Raw genomic sequence first — 24621 nt, 5'->3', positions numbered from 1 at the left:
AGCTCCTGCCCCGGTCGTCGGGCGAGCGCAGCGAGACGAAACGATGCGGCGCGCACGGCATCGGCTACGGGCCCTCGGGGTCGACGACGCCGCGATCGGCCCAGAACGGCTCGACCAGGCGACGCAGCTCGGCAGCGCCCACGCGCTCGACGAGATCGGCGGCGTCGAGGTTGGCGCGCAGCTGCTCGACGCTCGACGCGCCGAACAAGGTCGTGGTGAGCGCCGGGTGGGTGAGCGTGAACCCGATGCCCAGCTGCGCCGGCGTGACGCCGAGCGACGAGGCGACCTCGGTGAACGCGGGCACGTCGGCGATGATGCGCGCCCGGATGTCGCCGGGGTCGCGGCCGATCTGGCGACCGCCGTCGACCTTCCCGGCGAGCACGCCGCCCTCCAGGCAGTCCGACGCCTGCAGGGTCAGGCCCTGCTCCCACAGCCGTGCGAACGGTTCGCCGTCGGGGATCGAGCGCCGCGACACGCTGTACTTCAGCTGCGCGATCCGGGGGCCGGCGACCCCCTCGGCGGCCGCGATGTCGATCAGGGTCTGGATGCTCGTCGCCGACCAGTTGTTCACACCCCAGGCCCGGATGAGCCCGGCATCCGTCAGCTGCGCCAGGTCGAGCACGAGGTCGCGCAGCTCCAGGTCGTCGCGGCGGAGGTCGCCGAGGATCACGAGGTCGGCGTGCTCCACCCCGACCCGCATGAGCGCGTTCTCGAGTTGCGGACGGAACCCGTCGGCGCCGAAGGCCTCGAGCCACAGCTTCGACGACAGCAGCCACTCGTCGCGGCGGAGGCCGGCCGCGCGGACCATGCCGGCGAAGATCACGTCGGTGAACACCGGGGGCGAGCCGGGTGCGGAGTACACGCCAACGTCGAAGAGGTTCACGCCGCGATCCACCGCTTCGCGCAGCATGCCGACGGCATCCGCGAAGTCCATGCGGTCGTAGGTGTGCCAGGAGCCGAGCGAGAACAGGGAGGAGCGGATGCCGCTGCGTCCGATCTCGCGGAGGGGGAGCGTCGTGGTCATGGGGTCCTCACCGTCTCGGGTCGATGACGGCCTTGACCTCATCGAGCTGGTGCATGTGCGCGATCTTCTCCGAGGCCTCGGCGAGGCCGACCGGTGGGCTGAACAGGTCGTCCCACGGGTAGCGGTCGGCGAAGGACTCGAAGAAGCCGATCGCACGGGAGTAGTCAGAGATGTCGCCGTTGAGCGAGCCGACCAGGGTGAGCTCCTTGCCCATGACGGTGCTGAGCGCGAAGCCGTCGCCGGCGGGGCCGGTGGATCCGACGATCACGACGGTGCCGCGCTGGGCGGCCATCCCGACGGCGTCCGGCCCGACGCTCGGCGCCCCGGCGACGTCGAAGACGACGTCGGCCCCGCGGCCATCGGTGAGCTCGAGGACCTGTTCGACCACGGGGCCGTCGCGGAAGTCGACCACCGCATCCGCTCCGAACCGTGCCGCGAGCTCGAGGCGCGACGCCGGGGCGCCCACCGTGATCACGCGACCCGCTCCGGCGATCTTCGCGACCGCCGTGGCGAAGATGCCCAGCGCACCAGAGCCCTGCACGACGACCGTCGAGCCGGGGCGGATCCGCCCTGCGCGCTCGAACGCCCGCAGGACGGTCTTCGCCGCGCAGCCGGCCATCGACGCCCAGGTGTCCTTCACGGATGCCGGCAGCAGCAGTTTCGCAGCCCCCGGGGTGACGTAGGCGTACTCGGAGAGGCCGGCCGTGGCGAACGGGTGCACGTCGGCGCGCTGGAGGAAGCCGTAGCCGCGGCGCGAGCAGGCGACGGGTTCGCGCAGCACGACGCAGCCGTAGCACTCGCCGCACGTCGACTCCGACCAGCCGATGCGGTCGCCGGGGGAGAGGGGGCGCCCGAGAGCGTCCTTCGTGTCTGGGCCGGTGGCGACGACCTCGCCCACCATCTCGTGCCCGAGCACCATCGGGAGCATGCCGGGGAACGTCATCCGGCCCTCCCAGATCTCGATGTCGGTGCCACACAGGGTCGTGCAGGAGATGCGCACGAGGGCGGCCCCCGGCTCGACGTCCTGGGGGAGGGGCAGGTCCTGCAGCGTGAGCGGCTCGCCGTGTGCGGTGAGCACGGCGGCGCGGGTCGTGGTGGGGAGCGTCATGGAGTGTCCTCTCAGACCAGGAGCTGTCCGCCGTCGACGGCGACGGAGACCCCGGTGATGTGGCTGGCGGCGTCGCTCGCGAGGAACAGCACGAGCGGCGTGATCTGGTCGACCTCGGCGATCGTGCCGAGCGGGATGCGCGACTCCCAGGCCTCACGGGCCTGCGGGTCGGAGGCGAAGGCGGCCGTGAGCGGCGTGAGCACGGGGCCCGGGGCGACCGCGTTGACGCGCACCCCGAACGGGGCCAGCTCGATCGCGGCCGTGCGGGTGAGGGCGTCGACCGCGGCCTTGGTCGCCTCGTAGTGTCCGAGACCGGGGGTGGGCTGGCGTGCCCCGATCGACGAGATGTTCACGATCGTGCCGTGGCCGGCCTCGGCGAGCAGCGCTCCGAAGACCCGGAGCATGAGGAACGTCCCGCGGACGTTCACGCGCAGGGCGGCGTCGACCACGTCGACGGGAACCTCCTGCAGCGTGCCCCCTCCCGCCACGATCCCGGCGTTGTTCACGAGCACGTCGAGGCCCCCGGTCGTGCCGATCCTCTCGGCAGCGGCGCGCACGGACGCCTCGTCGCCGATGTCGAGGGCGAGCGCGGTCGCTCCGATCTCCGCGGCGACGGCGGAGGCGGCCTCCGCGTTCACATCGCCGATGAAGACGTCGGCGCCCTCCGCGCGGAAGGCGGCGGCGATGCCGCGGCCGAGACCGGAGGCGCCTCCGGTGACCAGGACTCTGCGGGCGGTGGATTCGGTCATGCTCGTCCTCACTGACGCTTCTCTGACGGGGGTGTCTCCGTTATATTCTACAAACATAGAAAAACACAACCCCGAGTCGTGCACGCCGAAGGAGCCTTCATGCCCATTCCGACATATCCCCGCATGCCGCTGCAGCGCGGGGGAGCGCCGGTGCCCCCGCTCGCCCTCGGATCGTGGAACACCTGGGACAGGATGCCGCAGGCCGAGGCGGTCGAGCTGATCGGCCGAGCCGTCGAGCTCGACGCTGGCCTCTTCGACGTCGCGTACTACAACATGGGTCCGCACGCGGAGAACTCGACGACCGACGTCCTCTTCGGGCGGGCGCTGCGGGAGAGCGGCGTGGATCGCTCCGACATCGTGCTGTGCGGAAAGCTGTGGCTGTGGGACTGGCCGCACCAGGGCTTCCGCGCGCAGCTCGCCGAGTCGCTCGACAGGGCGGGTCTCGACCGCTTCGACACCCTCGTGGTGGGGGATTACCTGGACGCCCCCGACGTCCCGCGCCTCGTCGCCGACGTGAACGAGCTCATCGATCAGGGGCTCGTCGGCTCATGGGGCATCAACAACTGGCGCATCGAGCACACGCGCCAGGCCCTCGCCGACGCCGCGGCCCGGGGGCTCGCCGGGCCCGTGTTCGCACAGCTCAAGTACGGCATCGCGCGTCGGGCGATGGCCGAGGGCGGCGCCTACGGGCCGCTCTTCGCCGACGGCACGCTCACGCTGCAGGCGTCCGACGTGTTCGAGGGCGGGATCCTCGCCACCGGTCGCACTCCGCAGCGCAAGATCGGCGCCGACGTCGGCGGCATCCGTGAGCGGATCGCCGCCGTCTATCCCGAGGTCGCGCGGGTCGCGGCGGACTTCGGGGTCACCCCGGCCTCCCTCGGCATCGCGTTCTGCCTGTCGAACCCCGCGACCGCGAACGTGCTCTTCGGCGCCTCGCGCGTCGAGCAGCTCGAGCAGAACCACGCGGCTCTCGCCCTCGCGCGCGACCACGGACCCGAGGTGCGTGCGGCGCTCGCGGACTGCTGGGTCGATCGCGAGGTGCGCGCAGACGGGGCCTGGTGAGAGGGGGCTACGCCTCGCGCTTGTGGGCGAGGGCGAGTGCGCGCTCGAAGGTGGAGGTGAGGACGCGCAGCCTGTCGACCCGGTAGTCCTCGTCGGGATCCAGTTCGTCGATGTACTCGTCCCAGACGCGCAGGTAGCGGTCGCGCCAGGTCTCGATCGTTGTGCTGGCGGGGAACGTGGCCCCCACGCGTCCGGCGGAGCCCAGGTCCGTCAGGAGCTCGAGCCAGGCGGGCACCATGCTCCCTCCCCACTCGTCCGGCTCCAGTGCGGTGTCATCGTCCTCATCAGCGAACTGCTCCGAGATCTTCGCGATGAGGTCGTCGGTGATCTCGCCCAGTCCATCGGCGGCCGTGTCGTCTTCGAAGTTCCCTGGTCCCCACGTGCCCACGTCGTGGCTCCTCTCCTGCCGGTTGCGATCAGGTTCATTCAATCAGGAGACCGCAGGAATCGCCCTCCGAGACGTCAGTGTCCTCCGCCGAACTCGATCAGCCCCACGCCGATCGCGATCAGGGCGACGCCGATTCCCATCAGGAGCGAGAAGTGGTCCTTGAAGATCACGCGGCCGAGGACGGCGGTGACGGCGACCCCCGCAGCGGCCCATACGCCGTAGGCGACGCCGACGGGCATGCCCATCGCGAGGATCGCGCCGAGGAGGCTGAACGCGGCGAGGTATCCGACGACGATCACGGGGATCCAGCGCTTGCGCCGCAGGCCCTCCGAGGCGCGGAGGCTCAGGGTCGCGGTGACCTCGCTGGCGATCGCGAGCGCGAGCAGCACCCAGGTCACGACGAGACCTCCGCGGTGTGACCGGCGCGAGAGCCGAGCTCCACGAGCAGCACCCCGGCCACGATCACGCCGACGCCGACGATCTGCACGGGGCCGAGCAGTTCGCCGAACAGAACGGCGCCCAGGATGGCGGTCAGCACGACGCCGATCGCCGACCAGATGCCGTAGGCGACGCCGACCGGCATCCCTCGGTCGAGGACGACCGACAGCAGCCAGAGCGACCCGGAGTATCCGATGACGACCAGGATCAGCCACAGAGGGTGCGCGAACCCCTCGGCGGCGCGCAGCGAGAGCGTCGCCGTCACCTCGAGGGCGATCGCGAGGAGGAGCGGCGGCCAGGCCGACGGTCGGGGGCGGTCTGTCATCGAGTGCCTTTCGTGGAGGGTTCGTGGGGAGGAACGCGGGGGATGCTCGCACGATTCCCTGTCCGGCAGATGAACTCCTGCGCTCCTGGGCAAGCCTGGCGCGCCCGGCGACATGTCAGGGCGCCCGCGTCGCGAAATCGCCCCTTGCGCTCTTTTTCCACGCATGTAGACTAACCAGCACGACACATCGAAGTGGCGTCGGATCCGGCTCCCCGGCTAGAGGCCCTTCGTACCTTCTTCACCACTCCCTGCACCCGAGAGAAGGAACCATGAAACGACTGCCCCTCGCGCTCGCCGCGGCCGTGGCCGCGACCCTCGCGCTCACCAGCTGCAGCGGCGGAACCTCACCCGCACCGTCCGGCGACAGCGGCGCCGCCGGACCAGACGCGCTGAACATCGGGAACTTCCTCGATGTCACCTCGTGGGATCCGTCGCTGGCCGACATCGGCTTCGACGGCCCCTACCTGTCCGCCGTCTACGACGCCCTCATCGCCCTCGACGCCGACGGGAACCCGATCCCGTCGCTCGCCACCGACTGGACCGTCGCCGACGACGACATGAGCATCGACCTCGACATCCGCACGGACGCGACGTTCAGCGACGGCACCCCGGTGGACGTGGAAGCCGTCATCAAGAGCCTCGACTACCTCAAGGCGGGCGCGAGATCGGGGGAGGCCTACGTCAACGTCGCCTCCTTCGAGAAGGTCGACGACGACACCCTCACCATCAACCTCACCCAGCGCGACGACACGATCCTCTACTTCATGGGGCTCGGGCGGAGCTACGTGGCATCGCCGGCCGCGATCGACGCCGGCACGCTGGGCAAGGAGCCCGTCGGATCGGGACCGTACACGCTCGACAGCACGACGAGCGTCGCCGGGGCCGAGTACCACTTCACGAAGGTGGCCGACCACTGGGACGCCAAGACCTACCCGTTCTCCGAGCTCGCGATCTTCCCGATCATGGACGCCACCGCTCGTCACAACGCGATGCTGAGCGGTCAGATCAACGTGCAGTACGGCGACGTCGCGAACCAGGCGCAGGCCGACGAGCAGGGCTGGAACACGGCATCCCGCGTGTCCGGCTGGGCCGGCCTCGTGATCACCGATCACACCGGCGCCAAGAGCGAGCCCCTCGGCAAGCTCGAGGTCCGCCAGGCGCTCAACTACGCGTTCGACGGCGCTGCGATCCTCGGAGCCGTCGGCAGCGGTGCCGGGGTCGCGACGAACCAGGTGTTCCCCGACGGCGGAGACATCAACGACCCCGCGCTCAACGACACCTACGCGTACAACATGGACAAGGCGAAGGCCCTCCTCGCCGACGCGGGCTACCCCGACGGCTTCTCGATCTCGATGCCGATGTCGCCGATCTTCGAGCAGTGGAAGCCTGCGGCGGAGCAGGCTCTCACCGAGCTCGGCGTGAAGGTCACGTGGGACAACATGCAGATGCCGGATTACCAGCTGAACGCCCCGAACTACCCGATGTTCATCTCGTTCCTCGCGATGGATGGCAACCAGCTCGCCACCGTGGCCCGCCAGGTGACCAGCGTGCAGTGGTTCAACCCCGCACCGGACTACGCCGACAACGAGGTGCTCGCGCCCCTCGTGGAGAAGGTGCAGACGGAGCGCGGCGACGCCCAGACCGCCGCGGTCGAGGAGCTGAACAAGGGCCTGGTCGACCAGGCGTGGTGGTCGGTCTGGTACCAGGCGAACAACACGTATTACAGCGCCCCCGGCATCACGCTCCAGCCGGTCGTCGGGATGATGTTCCCGACGCTGCGGTACATCACCAAGGGCTGACGCCCTCATGCCCGGTCGTTGAGCGATCGAGGGCGAGCAGCGTTTCGTCTCCTCGCTGCGCTCGTCGCTCAACGACCGGATGCCGATCGATCCCCCTCCGACCCCCGAGAGGTCCCCATGCTCCTGTTCACGGCGAAGCGCGTGCTGTCAGGCATCCTGCTGCTGGTCGCGGTGTCGATCGGCACGTTCTTCCTCGCCCACCTGGCGATCAGCGATCCCACCGCCGCCCTGCTCGGCACCACGGCGAGCCCGGCGCAGCAGGAGGCGCTGGCGCAGAAGATCGGCCTGGACCGGCCCCTGCTCGTGCAGTTCTGGGACTGGCTGTCGCACGCGGTGCTGCTCGACTTCGGCACCTCCTGGCGCAACTTCCAGCCGGTCGGCGCGCAGCTGGCCATCAAGGTCCCGGTGACCCTGTCGGTCGTGACCTTCGCGACCCTGATCACCGCGGTCGTCGGCGTCGTGTTCGGCATGATCACGGGTCTCCGCCCTGGCACCTGGTTCGACCGGGTCATCAAGGGCGTCTCGGTCGTCCTCTTCGCCCTCCCCGGATTCTGGATCAGCCTCGTGCTGGTGATGTGGTTCGCCGTGCAGCTGAAGTGGTTCCCTGCCGTGGGCTACGTGACGCCGACCCAGTCGGTCGACGGGTGGCTGCGGTCCATCACGCTCCCCGCGATCTCGCTCGCCCTGGGCGGCATCGTCGCGGTGTCCGAGCAGCTGCGCAACGCGGTGATCGCCCAGACCCGCCAGGACTGGGTGCGCACGCTCCGCAGCCGCGGACTCTCGCCGGCGCGGGTGAACCTGCACATCCTGCGCAACGCCTCTCCGTCGGCGCTCACCGTCATCGCGCTCATGTTCGTCGGCCTGCTCTCGGGGGCGATCGTCGTCGAGCAGATCTTCAGCCTTCCCGGACTCGGTCAGCTCACCAACCAGTCCTCGCAGAACGGCGACATCCCGATGCTCCTCGGCATCACGGTCATCTCGATCGTCTTCGTCATCCTGATCAACCTCCTGCTCGACCTCGTGCTCGGCTGGATCAACCCGAAGGTGCGCGTCGCATGACAACGACCGACATCCGCGTAGCGTTCGACCGCGCCGCCCAGAAGCGCCGGTCGAGTCTGTTCCGCCGCTTCCTGAGGCATCCGGGCGGCTACATCCCGCTCGCGATCTTCCTCCTCATCGTGCTCGTCGGCGTGTTCGCGCCGCTGCTCGCGCCGATGGACCCGAACCTCGTCGACCTCGCCGCGGCCAAGGCGCCCCCCGGGCCGGAGCACCTGCTCGGCGGGGACTCCACCGGACGCGACATCCTGAGCCGGTTGATCTACGGAACCCGCACCACGATCTGGGGTGCGCTCATCACGATCGTCGTCGCCCTCGTGATCGGCGTGCCGTCGGGCGTCGCCGCCGGCTACTTCGGCGGCGTGCTCGACCGGGTGGCGACGTGGATCAGCGATGCTCTGCAGTCGATCCCGGGCATGATCATCCTCCTCGTCGTGGCCGCGGGCAGCCGCAACAACTTCGAGGTCCTGATGGCGACGGTCGGCGTCTTCATGGTGCCCGGCTACTTCCGCATCTCGCGGTCGCAGACCCTCGCCGTGCGCGGGGAGACCTACATCGACGCGGCCAGAGTCTCCGGCCTCTCCGACGGGCGCATCATCTTCCGCCACGTGATCAAGGCCGTGTACCCGCCCGTCATCATCCAGACCGCCCTGACCGCGGGCATCGCGATGGGCATGCAGGCCGGCCTGCAGTTCCTCGGCATCGGCGACTCGAACGTCCCCAGCTGGGGAGCCATGATGCTCGAGGGCTTCCGTCTCATGCTCACCTATCCGCTCATGCTGCTGTGGCCGTCGACGGCGCTCGGCGTGACGATCGCGGTGCTCGCGATCATGGGATCGACGCTCGCCGAGCTCGTGCAGGTCCGCACCCCCCGGGTGGCGAGGCGCAGAGCGGATGCCGCGGCGCGCCCCTCCACGCCGGCCACCGGAACCGCACGTCACCAGGCGGCCGAATCCGCGCTGCGCGTCGAGAACCTGCACGTCGTGCACGCGACGCCGACCGGCGAGACCGAGGTCGTGCACGGCGTGACGCTCGACGTCGCCCCCGGCGAGGTCGTCGGGATCGTCGGCGAGTCCGGCTCGGGCAAGTCGCAGACGGTGTTCTCCGTGCTGGACCTGCTGCCGTCGACCGGTCGGGCGGAGGCCGATGCGATCTGGATCGGCGGCGAGGACGTCAGCCATGCGACGGCGACACAGCGTCAGGCGCTGCTCGGCCGCGAGATCGGCTACGTGCCGCAGGAGCCGATGAGCAACCTCGACCCCTCGTACACGATCGGCCACCAGCTCGTCGAGCCGCTGCGCCGCACCCACGGCCTGAGCAGGGCGGCGGCGAAGGAGCGGGCCAGGGCCATGCTCATCAGGGTCGGCCTCACCGATCCCGACCGGGTCATGCGCAGCTATCCGCATCAGGTCTCCGGTGGCATGGCGCAGCGCGTGCTCATCGCCGGCGCGATCGCAGGCAAGCCCTCGCTCCTCGTGGCCGACGAGCCGACCACCGCGCTCGACGTGACGGTGCAGGCAGAGGTGCTCGAGCTGCTGCGCGAACTGCAGGCCGAGTACGGCATGGCGCTGCTGATCGTGACCCACAACTTCGGTGTCGTCGCCGACATCTGCGATCGGGTGATCGTGATGCGCGGGGGTGACATCGTCGAGTCCGGTCAGGTCGACGATCTGTTCGCGCATCCGGCCGAGGAATACACGCGGGAGCTGATCGCCGCATCCCTCGACGACGCGGAGGGGCGCGCGGCGCTCGACGCCGCACGCATCACGGAGGTGTCCGCATGACTCCGCAGCATCCGTCCTCCGGAATTCGGACGCTCGCGCGTTTCTCGGAGAGTTCGGCCGGGATCGTCCGAGATTCCCGCATGCGTCCGAAATTCGGATCCCCGGAGGTGTCCGCATGAGCGCTCTGCTCGAAGTGAACGATCTCGTCGTCGAGTACGGCCGAGGGCGCAGCGCCTTCCGCGCCCTGCACGGCGTGTCCCTCGACATCGCTCCGGGGGAGTGCCTGGGGCTCGTGGGGGAGTCCGGATCGGGCAAGTCCACGCTCGGCAAGGCGATCCTGGGGCTCGCCCCGGTGACCTCGGGGAGCATCCGCTTCGACGGCCGCGAGATCGGCGGACTCGGAGGGCGCGGTCGCCGCGCGCTGGCCGACGACATCCAGGTCGTCTTCCAGGACCCGTACGGCTCGCTCAACCCGGCGATGACGATCGGCGACATCCTCGCCGAGCCCCTGCTCACGACCGGGATCGGCGCGAGCGCGGCGGCGGCGAAGGTGCGCGAGATGCTCGACCGCGTGCGGCTGCCGAGCACGGCGATGGAACGCTACCCGAGCGAGTTCTCCGGCGGGCAGCGGCAGCGCGTCGCGATCGCCAGGGCGCTCGTGCGCGGCCCGCGGCTGATCGTGTGCGATGAGCCGGTGAGCGCGCTCGACCTCACCACCCAGGCGACGATCCTCGACCTGTTCATCGAACTGCAGCGCGACACGGGCGTCGCCTACCTCTTCGTGTCGCACGACCTCGGCGTGGTGCGTCGCGTCTGCCACCGCGTCGCCGTGATGTACCGCGGCGAGCTCGTGGAGATCGGCGAGGGCGAGCAGGTCACGCGTCACCCGCAGCATCCGTACTCCGAGCGTCTGCGGCTGGCGTCGCCGGTCGCCGACCCCGCCGCGCAGCGCGAACGGCGTGCCCGATGGCTGGCTCTCCGGGAGGTGCGCGATGCGGCTGTACGGTAGCACCAGGCTGAAAGGACGCCATGCCGAAGATCATCGATCACGACCAGCGTCGGCGGGACATCGTCGAGGTGGCGAAGAGCATCATCCTCAAGGGGGGCTTCGAGGCTGCCACCATGCGCAGCATCGCCGCGGAGGCGGGCTTCGCGAACGGGGCGCTGAAGCACTACTTCCCCGGCAAGGAGAGCATCGTCGCGGCGACGTTCGAGACGATCCTGGAGCAGATGGCCGAGGGCGTCGCCGCGGACACCGCGGAGTCGGCGTCGGCGGAGGACGCGCTGCGCGGGTGGCTGGAGGCGACGATCCCTCGGGATGCCGAGCAGATCGCGGCCGGTCGGGTGCTGCTCGCGCTGTGGGAGTACGCGATGTCGAACGAGTCGCTGGCGGAGCTGTACCGCAGCCACCTCGCGAACTGGCGCACCTCGTTGATCGCCCGCATGGAGGCGGCGCGCGACGAGGGGGCGATCCGGGAGCAGGACTACACGGCCGCGGCGAACGAGTACATCTCCGTCGCCGTCGGCGCGACCGTCATCAACCTCATGTACCCCGACGGCGACCGGGTCGCCGACTACCAGGCCTACATCGACCAGTTCCTGGCGCGGTTGCGCTAGTCGGAGCGCACGCCGCTCCGACGGCGGCGACGCGCCTGATCCGAGAGGACGGCGCGCCGTGACTCCTATCCTTTCCGTTCACCGCCGTCCCGGCTCAGGTCGCCCTGTGGTGTTCCTGCACGGCCTCGCGTCGTCCGGAGCCGTGGACTGGCCGGATGCCGAGTGGCAGGGCGTGCTCGGCGACCGACCGGCCCTCGTCGTCGATCTGCCGGCGCACGGCTCCAGCCCGGCGTCGGGGACGGCGCAGACGTCACGGGTGCTCGACGCCATCGCGTCCGCGGTGGGCGAGGAGGAGGTCGATCTCGTCGGCTACTCGCTCGGGGCACGGCTGGCGTGGGACCTCGCGCGGCATCCGTCCGTGCGGGTCCGAAGGCTCGTGCTCGGCGGACTCGCCGCTGGAGAGCCCTTCGCCTCGGTGGATCTCGCGGCCGCGCGCTCGGCCCTCGACGGGGGAGCGTCTCCGGCGGATCCGCTGACCGGGATGATCCTGCACATGGTCTCCCTGCCCGGCAATCGCGCCGGCGAACTGCTCGATCTGATCGAGGGGCTGGCCGCCGAGCCGTTCACCCCCGCGAGCGGGGGCCCGACGCAGCCCGTCCTGCTGATCGGCGGCGCCGAGGACGGCATGGCTGCGGGCATCGACGACCTCGCCGCGCTGCTGCCGGATGCCGGTGCGGTCCGGGTGCCCGGCGACCATCTCGCCGCGCTGCATGCGCCGGAGTTCCGCGCCGCCGTGCGCGATTTCCTCGCGGACTGACGCGTGCGGATCGCGTTCGGGGCTTCCCCCATCCTCAAATTCCTACGACTGTAGACACTCATTGCACCTGAGCGCATCCTGCGCATCCTCACGAAAGGCACTCACCATGACGAACACCCCCGACGCCGCACGGATCCTGGACGTCGCGACGGGCTACATGGCCTCGAAGCAGCTCTTCGAGGCGAGCCGGATCGGACTCTTCGCCGCCGTCGCTGACGGCGCCGACACGGTCTCCGCGATCGCAGAGCGCTGCGGCGTGAGCGAGCGCATCGCCCGCATCCTCGCGGATGCGATGGCTGCGAAGGGGCTGCTCACGCGCGCCGACGGGGTCTACGGCGTGGCGCCGGATGCCGCGGCCTACCTCACCGGGGCGGACTCGGCGATCGACCTGGCGCCCTTCCTCACGTTCCTCGGCGAGATCAGCTACCCGCACTGGCTGCAGTTCTCGCACACGGTCGACACGACCGAGCCGGGCGACCTGCAGATGGACGATGCGCGCTGGGCGACGTTCATGGCCGGCGTGATGACCTACAACGCCCTGCACGCGCAGGAGTTCGGCCGCCTGGTCGACCTCGCGGGAGCCGCGAAGGCCCTCGACTTCGGCGGCCTCTCCGCCGGCTTCGCACTCGCGGTCATGGCGCAGAACCCCGAGCTCCACACGACGTTCGTCTACGCTCCCGGATTCGAGGGCGGCATCGCCGAGGCGATCGAAGAGGCAGGGGTCGCTGACCGGGCCGTGGTCGAGGTCGGCGACACGGCGACGGCGACGCCGCAGGGCGAGTACGACGCGGTGTTCGCGAACCACGTGATCCACCGCTTCAGCGCCGAGGAGAACGCGCAGATCTTCCGCAACCTGCGTGCCGCCGCGCGGACGGGGGCGACGTTGACGGTGCTGGACTTCTTCCTCGACGACGACGCCGAGCCGCGGGGCATCGACGCGCTGCACGCGGGCGAGTACCTCGTGATCGACGGCACGGTCGTCTACCCCGAGTCCGAGGTGCGCGGATGGCTGACGGATGCCGGATGGCAGGTGCGCGAGAAGATCGCGCTCCCCGCCAGCCCGCGCGTGCTCGTCGCCACCGCGGTGTGAGTCTTCCCCGAGAGGGGAGCTGAGCTGGTCCGAGGGGGATCAGAGAGGCGGGCGGCACGCGAGAGCGTGTCGCCCGCCGTTTTCCTGGGGCGGGTGTTGTCATCGCTGGCGCGTCGTCTCGTCGCTGCGCTCCTCGCTCAACGGCCGGGTCTCCTTCCGGGGTCGTTGAGCGAGCGGAGCGAGTCGAAACGCGGTGAAGGGTGCGCGGCCTCAGTCGCGGACGAAGACCGTGCGTCCTTCGACGATGGTCCTGGCGACTCCGATCGATGCGAAGGCGCGGCCGGGCTCGAGGGGATCCTCGTCGAGGACGGTGAGGTCGGCGACCATTCCCGGTTCGAGTGAGCCCTTCCACTCGGCGGCGCCGTCCTGTCGCGCGGCATCCGTCGTCATCCGGCGCAGCAGCGCCGTGCGGGTCGCGATGTCGTCCGAGCCGAGCAGATCGAGTGCGGCGTCGAGGCCGAGGCGCCAGTCGGGGGAGGCGATGGGCGCGTCGCTGGTGATCGTCGTGAGCACGCCCGACGACAGCATCTCGGCGAGCGGCCACGCCGCGGCGAGGCGCTCGGGGCCCAGCTGCGCTCCCGCCCAGGAGCGCGTGTGCGCGGCGATCATCGGCTGCACGGCGAAGCCAGCGCCCACGGCGCGCAGCCGCGCGATCTGATCGTGCGTCGCGAGGTCGCCGTGCACGACGTAGTGCGGCGCCCTCGGCGGGGCGGGCAGCTCCTCGAGGACGCGCAGGAACTCCTCGATCGACCGGTCGCCCGTGGCGTGCACGGCGACCTGCAGGCCGTCACCCGCCGCGAGCTCGATCATGCGGCGGAAGGCCGCGAGCGGATCGTCGCCGCGGGTGAGGAGGTGGCCCGTCGATCCGTCGGCGTAGGGTTCGCACACCCACGCGGTGGCCATCGGGGGGATGCCGTCGGCGAAGATCTTGACTCCGGGGATCGAGAGCCATCGCGCGTCGGTCTCCGGCGCGGGGGAGCGGATGCCGCGTTCGAAGTCCGCGAGCGTGCTCTCGCCGTCGATCGTGCCGAAGAGCCGCAGCAGGGTGACCCGTGAGGTCTGCGCGCCCTCGCGGTGCAGGGCGACGTAGGCGTCGAGCATGTCGGTGCCGAAGCATCCGGTCTCGCCGTCGTCCTCGCCGGGGCCGATGCCCGGTTCGGTGTAGCTGGTGATGCCGAGTTCGGCGAGGAGGCTCCACGCGTGCCGCAGCGCGGCGCGGCGCTCGGCGGCGGTCGACACGAGGGCGCCGGACGGCTGATGCTCCGGCGGCGTGTCGGAGAAGAAGAGGTGCGGCCAGCGGGCTCCGAGCCAGGCGGCGTGCAGGTGGGCGTCGTTGATGCCGGGGACGACGGTGCGGCCGTCGAGCTCGACGGTCGAGGGGGCTCGCAGGGCCTCGGCATCCGCGTCGAGCGCGACGACGCGTCCCCCGCGGACGGCCAGGGCGGATGCCGTCGTGCCCGCGGCGTCGAAGGTGCGGATGCGTCCACCGCGGATGATCAGATCGGCGTCGTCGCCGGCGACTGTCGTACTCATTATTCCACCAGCGTAGACGAAAAGATTCCGCAGCGCGAGAGGATTCGCGAGGGTGTGTCGGCGGCGCGTACCCTGGTATCACCCCCGAAGCTCACCCGGCAATTCCGCGCGCCGGCGACCCCTCGGCGCGCCCACACAGATGCAAGGATGCAGATGACCGACGCACAGCGCGACGACTGGACCGCCCGAGAAGAACTCGCCGAGCGGATGATCCCCCTCATCGGCGCGCTCAAGCGCGAGCACGACGTGATCACGTCTCTGCACGGGCACCGCCTGCTCGGGCTCTCGGCCACGGGCATCGTCGAGGTGCACGACCGCGTCGAGCGGCTCGGCCACGCCCCGCTCGTCCTCGACGACACGCTCGCCGTGCTGGAGGCCGTGCACGCGCTGACCCCCGGCGCCTCCTCCCTCGACGTCGCCCGTCTCGCCGAGGGGCACGCGGACAGTGGCCAGGAGCTCAGCGCCTACCTCGAAGAGGTGCTCGCCCCCGCGGTCGGCGCCGTCGCCGCAGAGCCCACCGATGTCGTGCTGTACGGCTTCGGCCGCATCGGACGCCTGCTCGCGCGCATCCTCATCGCCCACACCGGCGGCGGCAGCGGGCTCCGCCTGCGCGCCATCGTCGTGCGCCGCGGTTCGGAGAACGACCTCGTCAAGCGCGCCTCGCTGCTCCTGCACGACTCGGTGCACGGACGGTTCGCGGGCTCCGTCACGGTGGACGAGGAGGCCGAGCAGATCATCGCCAACGGCACCCGCATCCAGGTGATCTACTCCGACGACCCCGGCGCCATCGACTACACGGCGTACGGCATCGACGACGCGATCGTCGTCGACAACACCGGACGCTGGCGCGACGAGGCCGGTCTCTCTCAGCACCTGAACTCCACGGGCGTCGCGCGCGTGCTGCTCACCGCACCGGGGAAGAGCCCGCTCAAGAACATCGTGCACGGCATCAACGACGGCGTCATCGACGACGCGGACCGCATCCTGTCCGCCGCATCCTGCACCACCAACGCGATCACGCCGGTGCTCGCCGCGATCGACGAGGCCTACGGCGTGGTCAAGGGGCACGTCGAGACGGTCCACTCGTTCACGAACGATCAGAACCTCATCGACAACTTCCACAAGGGCGACCGTCGAGGCCGCTCCGCGGTGCTCAACATGGTCATCACGGAGACCGGGGCCGCGAAGGCCGTCGCCAAGGCGCTGCCGCAGCTGGAGGGCAAGCTCACGGGCAGCTCCATCCGCGTTCCCACCCCCGACGTGTCGCTCGCGGTGCTCCACCTCACGATCGCGCGCCCCGCCACGAAGGACCAGGTCAACGACTACCTCCGACGCGTCTCCCTGCACTCGCGCCTGCGCCAGCAGATCGACTACGTGGAGTCGCCAGAGGTGGTCTCGACCGATTTCGTGGGCTCGCACCGCGCCGGGATCGTCGACGGTCTCGCCACGATCGCCGACGAGGACACGCTGATCCTCTACGTCTGGTACGACAACGAGTTCGGATACTCCTGCCAGGTGATCCGCGTGCTGGAGACGATGGCGGGGTCGCACCCTGTCGTGCTGCCGGCGCGCCGCAGGGTGACGCTCGAGGGCTGAGCGGGCGGATGTCGGCGCCGCACGGCAGTATGGGGGCATGACGCCCAGCGCCCTGCTGTCCGAACGGCTCCGCTCCCACAGGCTCACCGCGCCCGCGCGCACCGTGACGGATGCCGCCTCGCACATGCTCGCAGTGCAGGGTCAGGAGTTCCTCGCCGGCCGGTGGGCTCTCGGCATCCGCACGAGCGGAGCGCCCGCGCTCTCCGCGGTCGACAGGGCCTTCGCGCGCGGCGAGCTCGTGCGGTCGTGGACGATGCGGGGAACGCTGCACATCATCCCCGCCGCCGACCTGCGCTGGGTGCTCTCGGTCACCGGCGAGCGGCAGCGCAAGCAGGTCGCGGGCAGGCACCGGGAACTCGGCATCGACGGGGAGATGCTCGCCCGCGTCGGAGGGGCGCTTCGAGAGCGCCTCGCCGACGGCGGCAGAACGCGGGCGCAGCTGCTCGACGACATCGCGGCGCTGGGCATCGACCCGTCGGCGCAGCGCGGGGTGCACCTCATCGGCGCCCTGTGCGTCGACGGCGTCCTCGTGCAGGGGCCGGTCGTCGCGCGCGACGGAGCGGTCGGGCGTGAGCAGCTGTTCGTGCTGGCCGATGAGCACCTGCCCGATGCCGTCGCGCCGGACGACCCGCTGGCGGAGTTCTTCGTGCGCTACATCGACGGCCACGGCCCCGCGGGCGCCGCGGACTTCGCGTGGTGGTCGGGGCTGACCCTCGGCGCGGCCCGCGAAGCGGTCGAACGCGCGCGGCATCGCGTCACCGAGGTCGAGGAGGGGCTCTTCGTCTCCGCCGTGCGGCCGCGCCGTGGTCGCGGGGTCGATGACGCCGAGCTGCGCGCACTGCCGATGTTCGACGAGTACTACATCTCCTACGCCGACCGCACCCCTGTCGCCGATGCCGACGCCATGGCCCGCATCGGCCCAGGCAAGAACGGGATGGTGAGGGCGAGCCTGCTCGCAGGTGGGCGCATCGCCGGAGCATGGACCCACTCCGCCGCCGTGGGGCGGCACCGCGATGCGCCGATCGCCGAGCCCTTCGATGCCGCGCTGGATCCGGATGCCGTCGACGCGGCGCTCACCCGGTACGGCGACTTCGTCGCCCGCTGACCTCTTCGCGTCGACGCGTCGTCAGGGCTCACTCGTCGGCGTGCCGCCCGAGGAAGTTGTAGACCTCGTTGTCGTCGACACCGGGGAAGGCGCCGCGGGGGAGCGGCGAGAACATGTGCGTGTGCACGCGGGCGCTCGGCCACGCCTTGCCGCTCCAGCGCTCAGCGAGGTCGGACGGGGGTCGGCGGCAGCACGCCTCGTCGGGGCAGGTCGAGACGGCGCGGTCTGCGGTCTCACGCCCGCGCCACCAGCGCGCGTCGTCGAACGGCACGCCGACCGTCACCGAGAACTCGCCGTCGGTCGCCGAGCCGGTCTGCGTGGAGCACCAGAACGTCCCGGAGGGGGTGTCGGTGTACTGGTGGTGCTCCGTGGTGCGGTTCTGCTGCGTGAACGCACCGCGCGCCTGGAACTTGCGGCACACGCGCTGCCCCTCGACGGCGCCGGTGACGTCCATGGGCAGCGGCAGGTCGTCGTTCTCGTAGACGCGGGTGATCGCGCCGTTCGCCGCGACGCGCAGGAAGTGCAGCGGCATCCCCAGGTGCTGCGTGAGCAGGTTCGTCATCCGCATGCCCGCCGCCTCGTGCGTGACGCCGAACGCGTCGCGGAAGTCCTCGACCGCGAGGTTGCGGTCCTTCTTCGCCTGCTGCAGGAAGGCGACGGATGCCGTCTCCGGCATGAGGCAGCATGCCGCGAAGTAGTTGATCTCCAGGCGCTGCTGCAGGAAGTCCGCGTAGTCGGTGGGGGGCGTGTGGCCGAGCAGTCGGTGGGCCATCGCCTGCAGGGCCATCGACCGCAGGCCGTGACCGCCGGGGATGGACGCAGGGGGCAGGTAGATCCGTCCGTTCTCGAGGTCGGTGACCGACCTCGTCGAGTGGGGGAGATCGGTCACGTAGATGAGCTCGAACCCGAGCTTCTCGGCCATGATGCTCACCGTGCGGTGGGTGAGCGCGCCCTGCACGTGCCCTGCGGCCCGCAGATGCTTCTCGGCGAGCTTCTCGATGTCGGCGAGGTAGTTGTGCTGGGCGCGCATGCGCAGGCGCAGCTCGGTGTTCGCCCTGCGCGCCTCCTCGGGGGTCGCGATGGCCTCGCGCTCGCGGCGCTGCAGCTCGCGGTGCAGCCCCAGCAGCGACTCGATCGTCTCGTCGCTCATGCCCTTCGTGACGCGGACGGGTGCGATGCCCAGCTGGCGGAACACCGGGCTCTCCTGCGCGCGCTCGAGCTCGATCTCCAGGGCGGCGCGGCGGTTCGGCGGCTCTCCCGAGATGAGGTCGGTGACCTCGGTGCGGGTGGCCTGCGCGATCGCCTGCAGCAGGGAGAGCTTCGGCTCGCGCTTGCCGTTCTCGATGAGGCTCAGCTGGGAGCCGGCGACGCCGACCAGGGCGCCGAGCTCATCGAGGGTGTAGCCGTTCTCCAGCCGGTGGTGACGGATGCGGTGGCCGAGGGTCGTGAGGTGGATGCCGGAGGTAGCCATTCCTTGATCCTATCGAAAGAATTGAGATTCTTATCGCCCGATTCGTCAGAAAATCGCCCTCAACCCAGAAGAAGATGGATGCAACGCCCCCCACTCAAAGGAGCAGCAGTCATGGCCATCGCCGAAGTCTTCACCCCTCGAGCAGCATCCGTCGCCCCCGCGCGCACGTTCGGGACGGCGCCGACCTACGACACCCCCGCGATGGCGGAGCTGACCGCCTGGGTCGACGAGATCGCCGCTCTCACGCAGCCCGACAGCATCCACTGGGTCGACGGCTCGCGCGCCGAGAACGACCGGCTGCTGCGCGGACTGGTCGACGAGGGCAAGATCATCAAGCTCAACCCCGAGTGGCGCCCCGGCTCCTACCTCGCCCGCTCGCACCCCAGCGACGTCGCCCGCACCGAGGGCCGCACGTTCATCTCCTCCGAGCGCGAAGAGGATGCCGGCCCCACGAACAACTGGGCCGCCCCCGCCGAGATGCGCGAGAAGATGACCGAGATCTTCGAGGGATCGATGCGCGGTCGCACCATGTACGTCGTGCCGTTCTCGATGGGCCCGGTCGGCGGCCCGCTGTCGCACATCGGCGTCCAGGTCACCGACAGCGCCTACGCCGTCGCCTCGATCGGCATCATGACGCGCGTCGGCGACGCCGTCACCCGCCAGATCGCCGAGGGCGCGCCGTGGGTCAAGACGGTCCACTCCGTCGGAGCCCCGCTCGAGCCTGGACAGGCCGACGTCGAGTGGCCGTGCAACGAGGAGAAGTACATCGTGCACTTCCCCGACACGCTCGAGGTCTACTCGTTCGGCTCGGGCTACGGCGGCAACGCGATCCTCGCGAAGAAGTGCTTCGCCCTGCGCATCGCCTCGGTGATCGCCCGCGACGAGGGCTGGCTCGCCGAGCACATGCTGCTCATCCGCGTGATCGACCCCGCGGGCACGGCGTACCACGTGGCCGCGGCGTTCCCCTCCGCCTGCGGCAAGACGAACCTCGCGATGCTCCGCCCGACGATCCCCGGCTGGAAGGTGGAGACCCTCGGCGACGACATCGCGTGGATCCGCCCGGGCGAGGACGGCCGCATGTGGGCCATCAACCCCGAGGCCGGCTTCTTCGGCGTCGCACCCGGAACCGGCGAGTCGACCAACGTCACCGCGGTCGAGACCCTCTGGGGCAACACGATCTTCACGAACGTGGCGCTCCGCCCCGACGGCGACGTCTGGTGGGAGGGTCTGACCGACGAGGCGCCGGCGAACCTCATCGACTGGGAGGGCAACGAGTGGACGCCCGACTCGGGACGCCCCGCCGCGCACCCGAACTCGCGCTTCACGGTGTCGGCCGCGCAGTGCCCGCAGATCTCGGAGGACTGGGAGGCGGCGGTGCCGCTCGACGTCATCCTCTTCGGCGGACGCCGCGCGAGCAACGTCCCGCTCGTCGTCGAGGCGACCGACTGGACGCACGGCGTGTTCCTCGGATCGAACATCTCGTCCGAGCGCACGGCCGCCGCCGAGGGCACGGTGGGCGAGCTGCGCCGCGACCCCTTCGCGATGCTCCCGTTCTGCGGATACAACATGGCCGACTACTTCGGGCACTGGCTGAAGGTCGGACGCACGCTCCGCTTCGACCGCGCGCCGCGGATCTTCCAGGTCAACTGGTTCCGCCGCGGCTCCGACGGCCGGTTCCTGTGGCCCGGATTCGGCGACAACTCGCGCGTCATCGACTGGATCATCCGCCGCATCTCCGGCGAGGTCACCGCGGTCGACAGCCCCATCGGCCGTCTGCCCCGCACGGAGGACCTCAACCTCGACGGACTCGACGTCCCCGAGGCCGACCTCGAGGAGCTGTTCTCGGTCGACGCCGAGGCGTGGAAGACCGAGGCCGACCTCACGGAGGCGTTCTACGACACCTTCGGCGACAAGCTGCCCGCTGCGCTGCGCGCCGAGCTGGCATCGCTGCGCTACAGGCTGTCGAACGCCTGACACAGACGGGGCGCCGCCATCGGGGGATACGGCGCCCTCCTTTCCGCCAAGGCGGGATGCTCGAGACGAACCCATGGCTGAGTGGTCTCCGGCATCCCGCCTTCGCGCATGCGGAATCCCCGGACCGGGGAGTTCACGGCGATAGGGTCGTGATATCCGCGGTCCGCGCGGTGCTGCCGGGGGGAAGTGCGATGCGTCGAGGTCTGATCGGGGGCGGCGTCCTGGCCGTCCTGTGGTTCTTCTGCGGCTGGCTGCCGTACGTCCTGTCCGGGGCGGGCGGGAGCTTGGCGACGCTCGGGCAGCTGCTCCCGTCGCCGATGCGATGGGGCATGTTCGGGAGCCCCGTGGGCTGGGCGATCGTCGAGCACGTGCTCACGCTCGTCGTGCTCGTCGGCGGGTTCGCGCTGCTCGCCTCCTGGTTCTCGACGAGCAGGGAGTCGACGGCGACGGGACGCACCGCTTTCGCGGCCGCCTGGCTCGCCGCCGTGCTGACGGCCTTCGCGATCGGCGCCGCCCTGGATCTGGGCAGCGTCGCGTCGGCGATCAGCTGGTCGGGCATCAGGGGCGCCGCGGGGAGCACGGGGTTCACGATGTCGACCACCTGGTGGGCGGCGCTGGTCGGCTGGCTCCCCGCTCTGGTCTTCCTCAAGGCAGGGCGGGGGCGGGAGGCCGATGCCACTCCTGCCGAACGTCTCCGGTCGCGGAGCGTGGTGCTGGCGGCCGTCGTCGCGGTCGCGCTGGTCGCGCTGCCCGTCGCGGCCGAGGCCGGGAGCAACGCGGCGCAGGAGCAGCTGAGACAGGACCAGGCCACGGCCGAGGTCGAGGCTCAGGAACTGGCCGATCCCGACGGCGCCGCTCCGCGAGACCCCGATGCGCCGGGCGAGCCGGTGCCGGCAGCAGCCCCCGCCGAGGGGACGGCACCCGACGGCGCGTGCACCGCGGAGGACACGTTCTTGACCGCCCCGGGGACCGACGCCGCGACCGGGCATCGCGGTCAGTGGATCCAGCTCGTGAACGTCTCCGAGGAGCCGTGCGTCGTCGAGGGGTATCCCGATGTCGCGTACGGCGACCAGAACGGGCATCTGCTCGACGTGATCGTCGAGCACGGGGGCGCGTTCATGGCGCAGGACCCTGGACCCGCACCCGTCACCCTCCAGCCCGGCGAGGCGGCCTCCGCCGTCATCGGCTGGGACGCGAACTCGGTGAACGGTCAGCTGGCCGCCCGCAGCGTGTGGATCGCCGTGCGTCCGGGGGAGCTGCGGTCCGCCACGGACATCTCACTCGACATCATCCCCGGTGCGACCGTGCACGTGACGGCTTGGCAGATCGCCGCTCCTTCCGGGAGCTAAGTCGACCGGCCGAGCTGTCCGGCTGGGCACCGACCGACGCGGCAGTCCGCGTTCGGCGGCGTGCGCCGGCCGGACTCAGGCCAGCAGCTGGTGACGGGCGAGATCGCGGTACAGGGGAGTCGACTCGACCAGCTCGGCGTGCGTGCCGGTGCCGGCGACCACGCCGTCCTGCAGCACGATGATCTGATCGCTGTCGACGACGGTCGACAGTCGGTGCGCGATCACGACCAGGGTGCGGTCCGTCGAGACCGCGTCGATGGCCTCGCGCATGCGCTGCTCGTTCACGCCGTCGAGCGACGAGGTCGACTCGTCGAGGAGCAGGATCGGCGCGTCGGTGAGCAGTGCCCGCGCGATGGCGAGACGCTGGCGCTCGCCGCCGGAGAGCATCACGCCGTCCTCGCCGACGGGGGCGTCGAGACCGAGGGGATCGCGCTCCAGCACTTCGCCGAGGTTGACCGCGCGCAGCACACGCTCGCAGTCGGCGTCTGATGCCGTCGGGGCCGCGAGGCGCAGGTTGTCCGCCAGCGTTCCGGCGAGGGTCGGGGCGTCCTGCTCGACGTAGCCGAACTGCGCGCGCAGCTCGTCGCGCGGATAGGTGCGGGCGTCGTGTCCGTGGAGTCGGATCGACCCTCCGGTGGGGTCGTAGAAGCGCTCCAGCAGCGAGAGGATTGTGCTCTTGCCGGCGCCGCTCGGGCCCACGAGAGCCACGCGGGCGCCGCGGGGCACCGTGAAGGATACGCCGCGGAGGACCTCGCGAGAGGGTGAGGGCGCCGGGTCGTCCGCCGACTCCAGGTGCGCGTCGGCGAGCAGGGTCCGCGCCTCGCGCGCGGCCTTCTCCCGAGCGGCGACGACGTTCTCCGGGTAGCGGAAGCGCACGTCGCGGAACTCGACGGCGGGCGCGGCGGCATCCGCCTCTTCGCGGGGGACGGATGCCGCGATGGCCTCGTCGTCCTGCGTCTCGGTCGGCAGGTCGAGGACCTCCTGGATGCGTCCGAGCGCGCCCAGCGCCTGGTTCACCGACGTGATCGCGCCGAACGTGGTGGCGAGAGGCATGACCAGCATGAAGAGGAACATGATGAAGGTGATCAGCGAGGCGATCGTGATCGTGCCCGCCGCGACACGGAAGCCGCCGACTCCCAGGACCACGAGCAGCGACAACTGCAGGGCGATGCCGGCGATCGGCACGACGAGCGAGGAGATCTTCGCGATCCGCACGCCGATGCCGTACGCGTCGGCGGCGAGTGCGGACACGTTCTCGGTCTCGCGCTCGGTGGCGCCGGAGGCGCGCACGGTTCGGATCGACCCCACCGCACGCTCGACGCCGGAGGCGAGCTCGCCCACCTTTACCTGCTGCGCGGTGGACGCGGTGCGGATCCGTCCGCTCAGGGCCACGACGACGATGACGGACACGCCGATCACGATCACGATGAGCAGCAGGAGCAGGGGGTCGATCAGCAGCATCGCGATCAGGGCGCCGACGAACAGGATCGCGCTCCCGACGGCATCCGCGAGTCCCTGCGTCAGCACGGCGTAGAGGAGCGTGGTGTCGGTGCCGACGCGCGAGACGAGATCCCCGGTGCGGCGGGCGTCGAACTCGCTGATCGGCAGGTGCAGGATGCGGGCGATGAGTTTGCGGCGGCTCGAGTGGACGACCGCGGTGCCCGTGCGCTGGAGGAGGTAGTGCTGGTAGCCCGAGATGATCGAGGAGACGACGACGAACCCGATGAGCAGCCAGATCAGGATGCCGAGGCCGCTGTTCGACTGCACGGCCTCGATGACCTGGCCGACGAGGAGGGGCTGGACGAGCGAGGTCGCGGCGCCGAAGACGCTGAGCACGGCGACGACGACCAGCGTGCGCTTGTGCTCGAAGAGGAAGGGGAGGAGCTGGCGGAACGTGGCGCGGGGACCGTCGTGCGGCGCGCCGCGTCCGCGTCGGCGTGTCGTCGCCGTGCTGGACATGCGGAACCTCGATCTGAGAGGGGTGGGTACTTCGACCGTACTTCGTGTCGATGCGGTTTCTGTGGATGGGCTGTGTGGCCGGTTCAGCTGCGGCCGAAGCGGCGGTGCGCGGCCTGCTTCGTGACGCCGAGTGCGCTCGCGATCGCCTGCCAGGAGTAGCCGAGATTGCGGGCCTTGCGCACCTGCGCCTCCTCGGCGCGCGCGATGTCGAGGCGGAGTCCCGCCAGGCGGTGCAGCTCGGCCAGGGGTTCTGCCCCGTCTTCGGAGACGGCGGATGCCTTCACCATGAGCCACGACCTTTCCGTCAACGATCATTGACGTCCATCCTGATCGAAGAGTCGGCGAATGTCAACATGAATTGACGACAGATCCGTCCCCTCCGACAGGGCGGCCGGGCACCGGGGCGCCGACCCTTCGCCTCGATAGGATGAGGCATCCGGAAGCCGCGTGAACCCGCACGGAACGGCGACCGGCCACCACCCGCCGATGGAGTCCCC

Annotated in this window: 22 protein-coding genes; 12 read left to right on the top strand and 10 right to left on the bottom strand. The window is 70.5% G+C overall.

The features are described 5' to 3' along the window. Positions 1–64: 64 nt before the first annotated feature. From LC438_RS13145 to LC438_RS13135, 3 genes are read right to left on the bottom strand one after another with little or no spacing between them, the layout of a single operon-like run. Positions 65–1024 carry an aldo/keto reductase gene (locus tag LC438_RS13145; protein ID WP_223586821.1) on the bottom strand — a complete coding sequence of 320 codons (960 nt, stop codon included), beginning with the start codon at positions 1022–1024 and terminating at the stop codon, positions 65–67. 7 nt (positions 1025–1031) lie between these two features. Beyond that, positions 1032–2132 carry a zinc-binding dehydrogenase gene (locus LC438_RS13140; protein ID WP_223586820.1) on the bottom strand — a complete coding sequence of 367 codons (1101 nt, stop codon included), beginning with the start codon at positions 2130–2132 and terminating at the stop codon, positions 1032–1034. Positions 2133–2143: 11 nt separating this feature from the next. Further along, positions 2144–2881, bottom strand: coding sequence for an SDR family NAD(P)-dependent oxidoreductase (locus LC438_RS13135; RefSeq protein WP_223586819.1), 738 nt, complete (start codon positions 2879–2881; stop codon positions 2144–2146). Between the two features lie 99 nt (positions 2882–2980). Here LC438_RS13135 and LC438_RS13130 point away from each other — a divergent pair, with 99 nt between their 5' ends. Next, positions 2981–3943, top strand: a complete 963-nt coding sequence (locus LC438_RS13130; protein ID WP_105676097.1) for an aldo/keto reductase — start codon at positions 2981–2983, stop codon at positions 3941–3943. A 7-nt stretch (positions 3944–3950) separates the two neighbouring features. Here the strand turns inward: LC438_RS13130 and LC438_RS13125 are convergent, their stop codons facing one another. From LC438_RS13125 to LC438_RS13115, 3 genes are all read right to left on the bottom strand, one after another. Beyond that, positions 3951–4331, bottom strand: a complete 381-nt coding sequence (locus LC438_RS13125; protein WP_105676099.1) for a DUF4259 domain-containing protein — start codon at positions 4329–4331, stop codon at positions 3951–3953. A 74-nt stretch (positions 4332–4405) separates the two neighbouring features. Beyond that, positions 4406–4729 (bottom strand): multidrug efflux SMR transporter, encoded by a 324-nt coding sequence (locus tag LC438_RS13120; protein WP_105676101.1) that lies wholly within the window; start codon positions 4727–4729, stop codon positions 4406–4408. After that, a complete protein-coding gene (locus LC438_RS13115) occupies positions 4726–5094 on the bottom strand; it encodes a multidrug efflux SMR transporter (protein WP_105676103.1) in 369 nt (122 codons plus the stop codon). The genes LC438_RS13120 and LC438_RS13115 overlap by 4 nt, the downstream gene beginning before the upstream one ends. A gap of 269 nt (positions 5095–5363) precedes the next feature. Here LC438_RS13115 and LC438_RS13110 point away from each other — a divergent pair, with 269 nt between their 5' ends. The 7 genes from LC438_RS13110 to LC438_RS13080 all read left to right on the top strand — a co-directional run bounded on the left by LC438_RS13110 (position 5364) and on the right by LC438_RS13080 (position 13137). Beyond that, positions 5364–6893 (top strand): ABC transporter substrate-binding protein, encoded by a 1530-nt coding sequence (locus LC438_RS13110; RefSeq protein WP_223586818.1) that lies wholly within the window; start codon positions 5364–5366, stop codon positions 6891–6893. Between the two features lie 117 nt (positions 6894–7010). After that, positions 7011–7952 carry an ABC transporter permease gene (locus LC438_RS13105; RefSeq protein WP_105676105.1) on the top strand — a complete coding sequence of 314 codons (942 nt, stop codon included), beginning with the start codon at positions 7011–7013 and terminating at the stop codon, positions 7950–7952. Then, positions 7949–9733, top strand: a complete 1785-nt coding sequence (locus LC438_RS13100) for a dipeptide/oligopeptide/nickel ABC transporter permease/ATP-binding protein (protein WP_223586817.1) — start codon at positions 7949–7951, stop codon at positions 9731–9733. Before LC438_RS13105 ends, LC438_RS13100 begins: the two co-directional genes overlap by 4 nt. Before the next feature lie 115 nt (positions 9734–9848). Then, positions 9849–10682, top strand: a complete 834-nt coding sequence (locus LC438_RS13095; RefSeq protein WP_223586816.1) for an ATP-binding cassette domain-containing protein — start codon at positions 9849–9851, stop codon at positions 10680–10682. A gap of 20 nt (positions 10683–10702) precedes the next feature. Then, positions 10703–11290 carry a TetR/AcrR family transcriptional regulator gene (locus LC438_RS13090; RefSeq protein WP_223586815.1) on the top strand — a complete coding sequence of 196 codons (588 nt, stop codon included), beginning with the start codon at positions 10703–10705 and terminating at the stop codon, positions 11288–11290. A gap of 106 nt (positions 11291–11396) precedes the next feature. Further along, positions 11397–12047, top strand: coding sequence for an alpha/beta hydrolase (locus LC438_RS13085; RefSeq protein WP_308116181.1), 651 nt, complete (start codon positions 11397–11399; stop codon positions 12045–12047). A gap of 106 nt (positions 12048–12153) precedes the next feature. Continuing rightward, a complete protein-coding gene (locus LC438_RS13080; RefSeq protein ID WP_223586813.1) occupies positions 12154–13137 on the top strand; it encodes a methyltransferase dimerization domain-containing protein in 984 nt (327 codons plus the stop codon). 210 nt (positions 13138–13347) lie between these two features. Here the strand turns inward: LC438_RS13080 and LC438_RS13075 are convergent, their stop codons facing one another. Then, a complete protein-coding gene (locus tag LC438_RS13075) occupies positions 13348–14670 on the bottom strand; it encodes an amidohydrolase (RefSeq protein ID WP_223586812.1) in 1323 nt (440 codons plus the stop codon). Between the two features lie 147 nt (positions 14671–14817). Here LC438_RS13075 and LC438_RS13070 point away from each other — a divergent pair, with 147 nt between their 5' ends. Together LC438_RS13070 and LC438_RS13065 are read left to right on the top strand one after the other, a co-directional pair. Next, positions 14818–16266 (top strand): glyceraldehyde-3-phosphate dehydrogenase, encoded by a 1449-nt coding sequence (locus LC438_RS13070; protein ID WP_223586811.1) that lies wholly within the window; start codon positions 14818–14820, stop codon positions 16264–16266. Positions 16267–16303: 37 nt separating this feature from the next. After that, a complete protein-coding gene (locus tag LC438_RS13065) occupies positions 16304–17371 on the top strand; it encodes a winged helix DNA-binding domain-containing protein (protein WP_223586810.1) in 1068 nt (355 codons plus the stop codon). 28 nt (positions 17372–17399) lie between these two features. Here the strand turns inward: LC438_RS13065 and LC438_RS13060 are convergent, their stop codons facing one another. After that, positions 17400–18842 (bottom strand): XRE family transcriptional regulator, encoded by a 1443-nt coding sequence (locus tag LC438_RS13060; protein WP_105676123.1) that lies wholly within the window; start codon positions 18840–18842, stop codon positions 17400–17402. Between the two features lie 111 nt (positions 18843–18953). Here LC438_RS13060 and LC438_RS13055 point away from each other — a divergent pair, with 111 nt between their 5' ends. Beyond that, positions 18954–20816 (top strand): phosphoenolpyruvate carboxykinase (GTP), encoded by a 1863-nt coding sequence (locus tag LC438_RS13055; RefSeq protein WP_181155939.1) that lies wholly within the window; start codon positions 18954–18956, stop codon positions 20814–20816. Between the two features lie 191 nt (positions 20817–21007). Beyond that, positions 21008–22165 (top strand): DUF4232 domain-containing protein, encoded by a 1158-nt coding sequence (locus tag LC438_RS13050; protein ID WP_223586809.1) that lies wholly within the window; start codon positions 21008–21010, stop codon positions 22163–22165. A gap of 75 nt (positions 22166–22240) precedes the next feature. Here the strand turns inward: LC438_RS13050 and LC438_RS13045 are convergent, their stop codons facing one another. Then, positions 22241–24124: an ABC transporter ATP-binding protein gene (locus LC438_RS13045; protein ID WP_223586808.1), complete on the bottom strand. Its 1884-nt coding sequence runs from the start codon at positions 24122–24124 to the stop codon at positions 22241–22243. 83 nt (positions 24125–24207) lie between these two features. Beyond that, on the bottom strand, positions 24208–24411 hold the full coding sequence (locus LC438_RS13040; RefSeq protein WP_223586807.1) for an AsnC family protein: 204 nt from the start codon (positions 24409–24411) through the stop codon (positions 24208–24210). Between the last annotated feature and the right edge of the window lie 210 nt (positions 24412–24621).

Source organism: Microbacterium sp. OVT16B (assembly GCF_019969705.1).
Lineage (GTDB): Bacteria > Actinomycetota > Actinomycetes > Actinomycetales > Microbacteriaceae > Microbacterium > Microbacterium natoriense.
The sequence above is the reverse complement of the archived record's forward strand: the minus strand, read 5'-3'. Positions and strand labels throughout refer to the sequence as shown.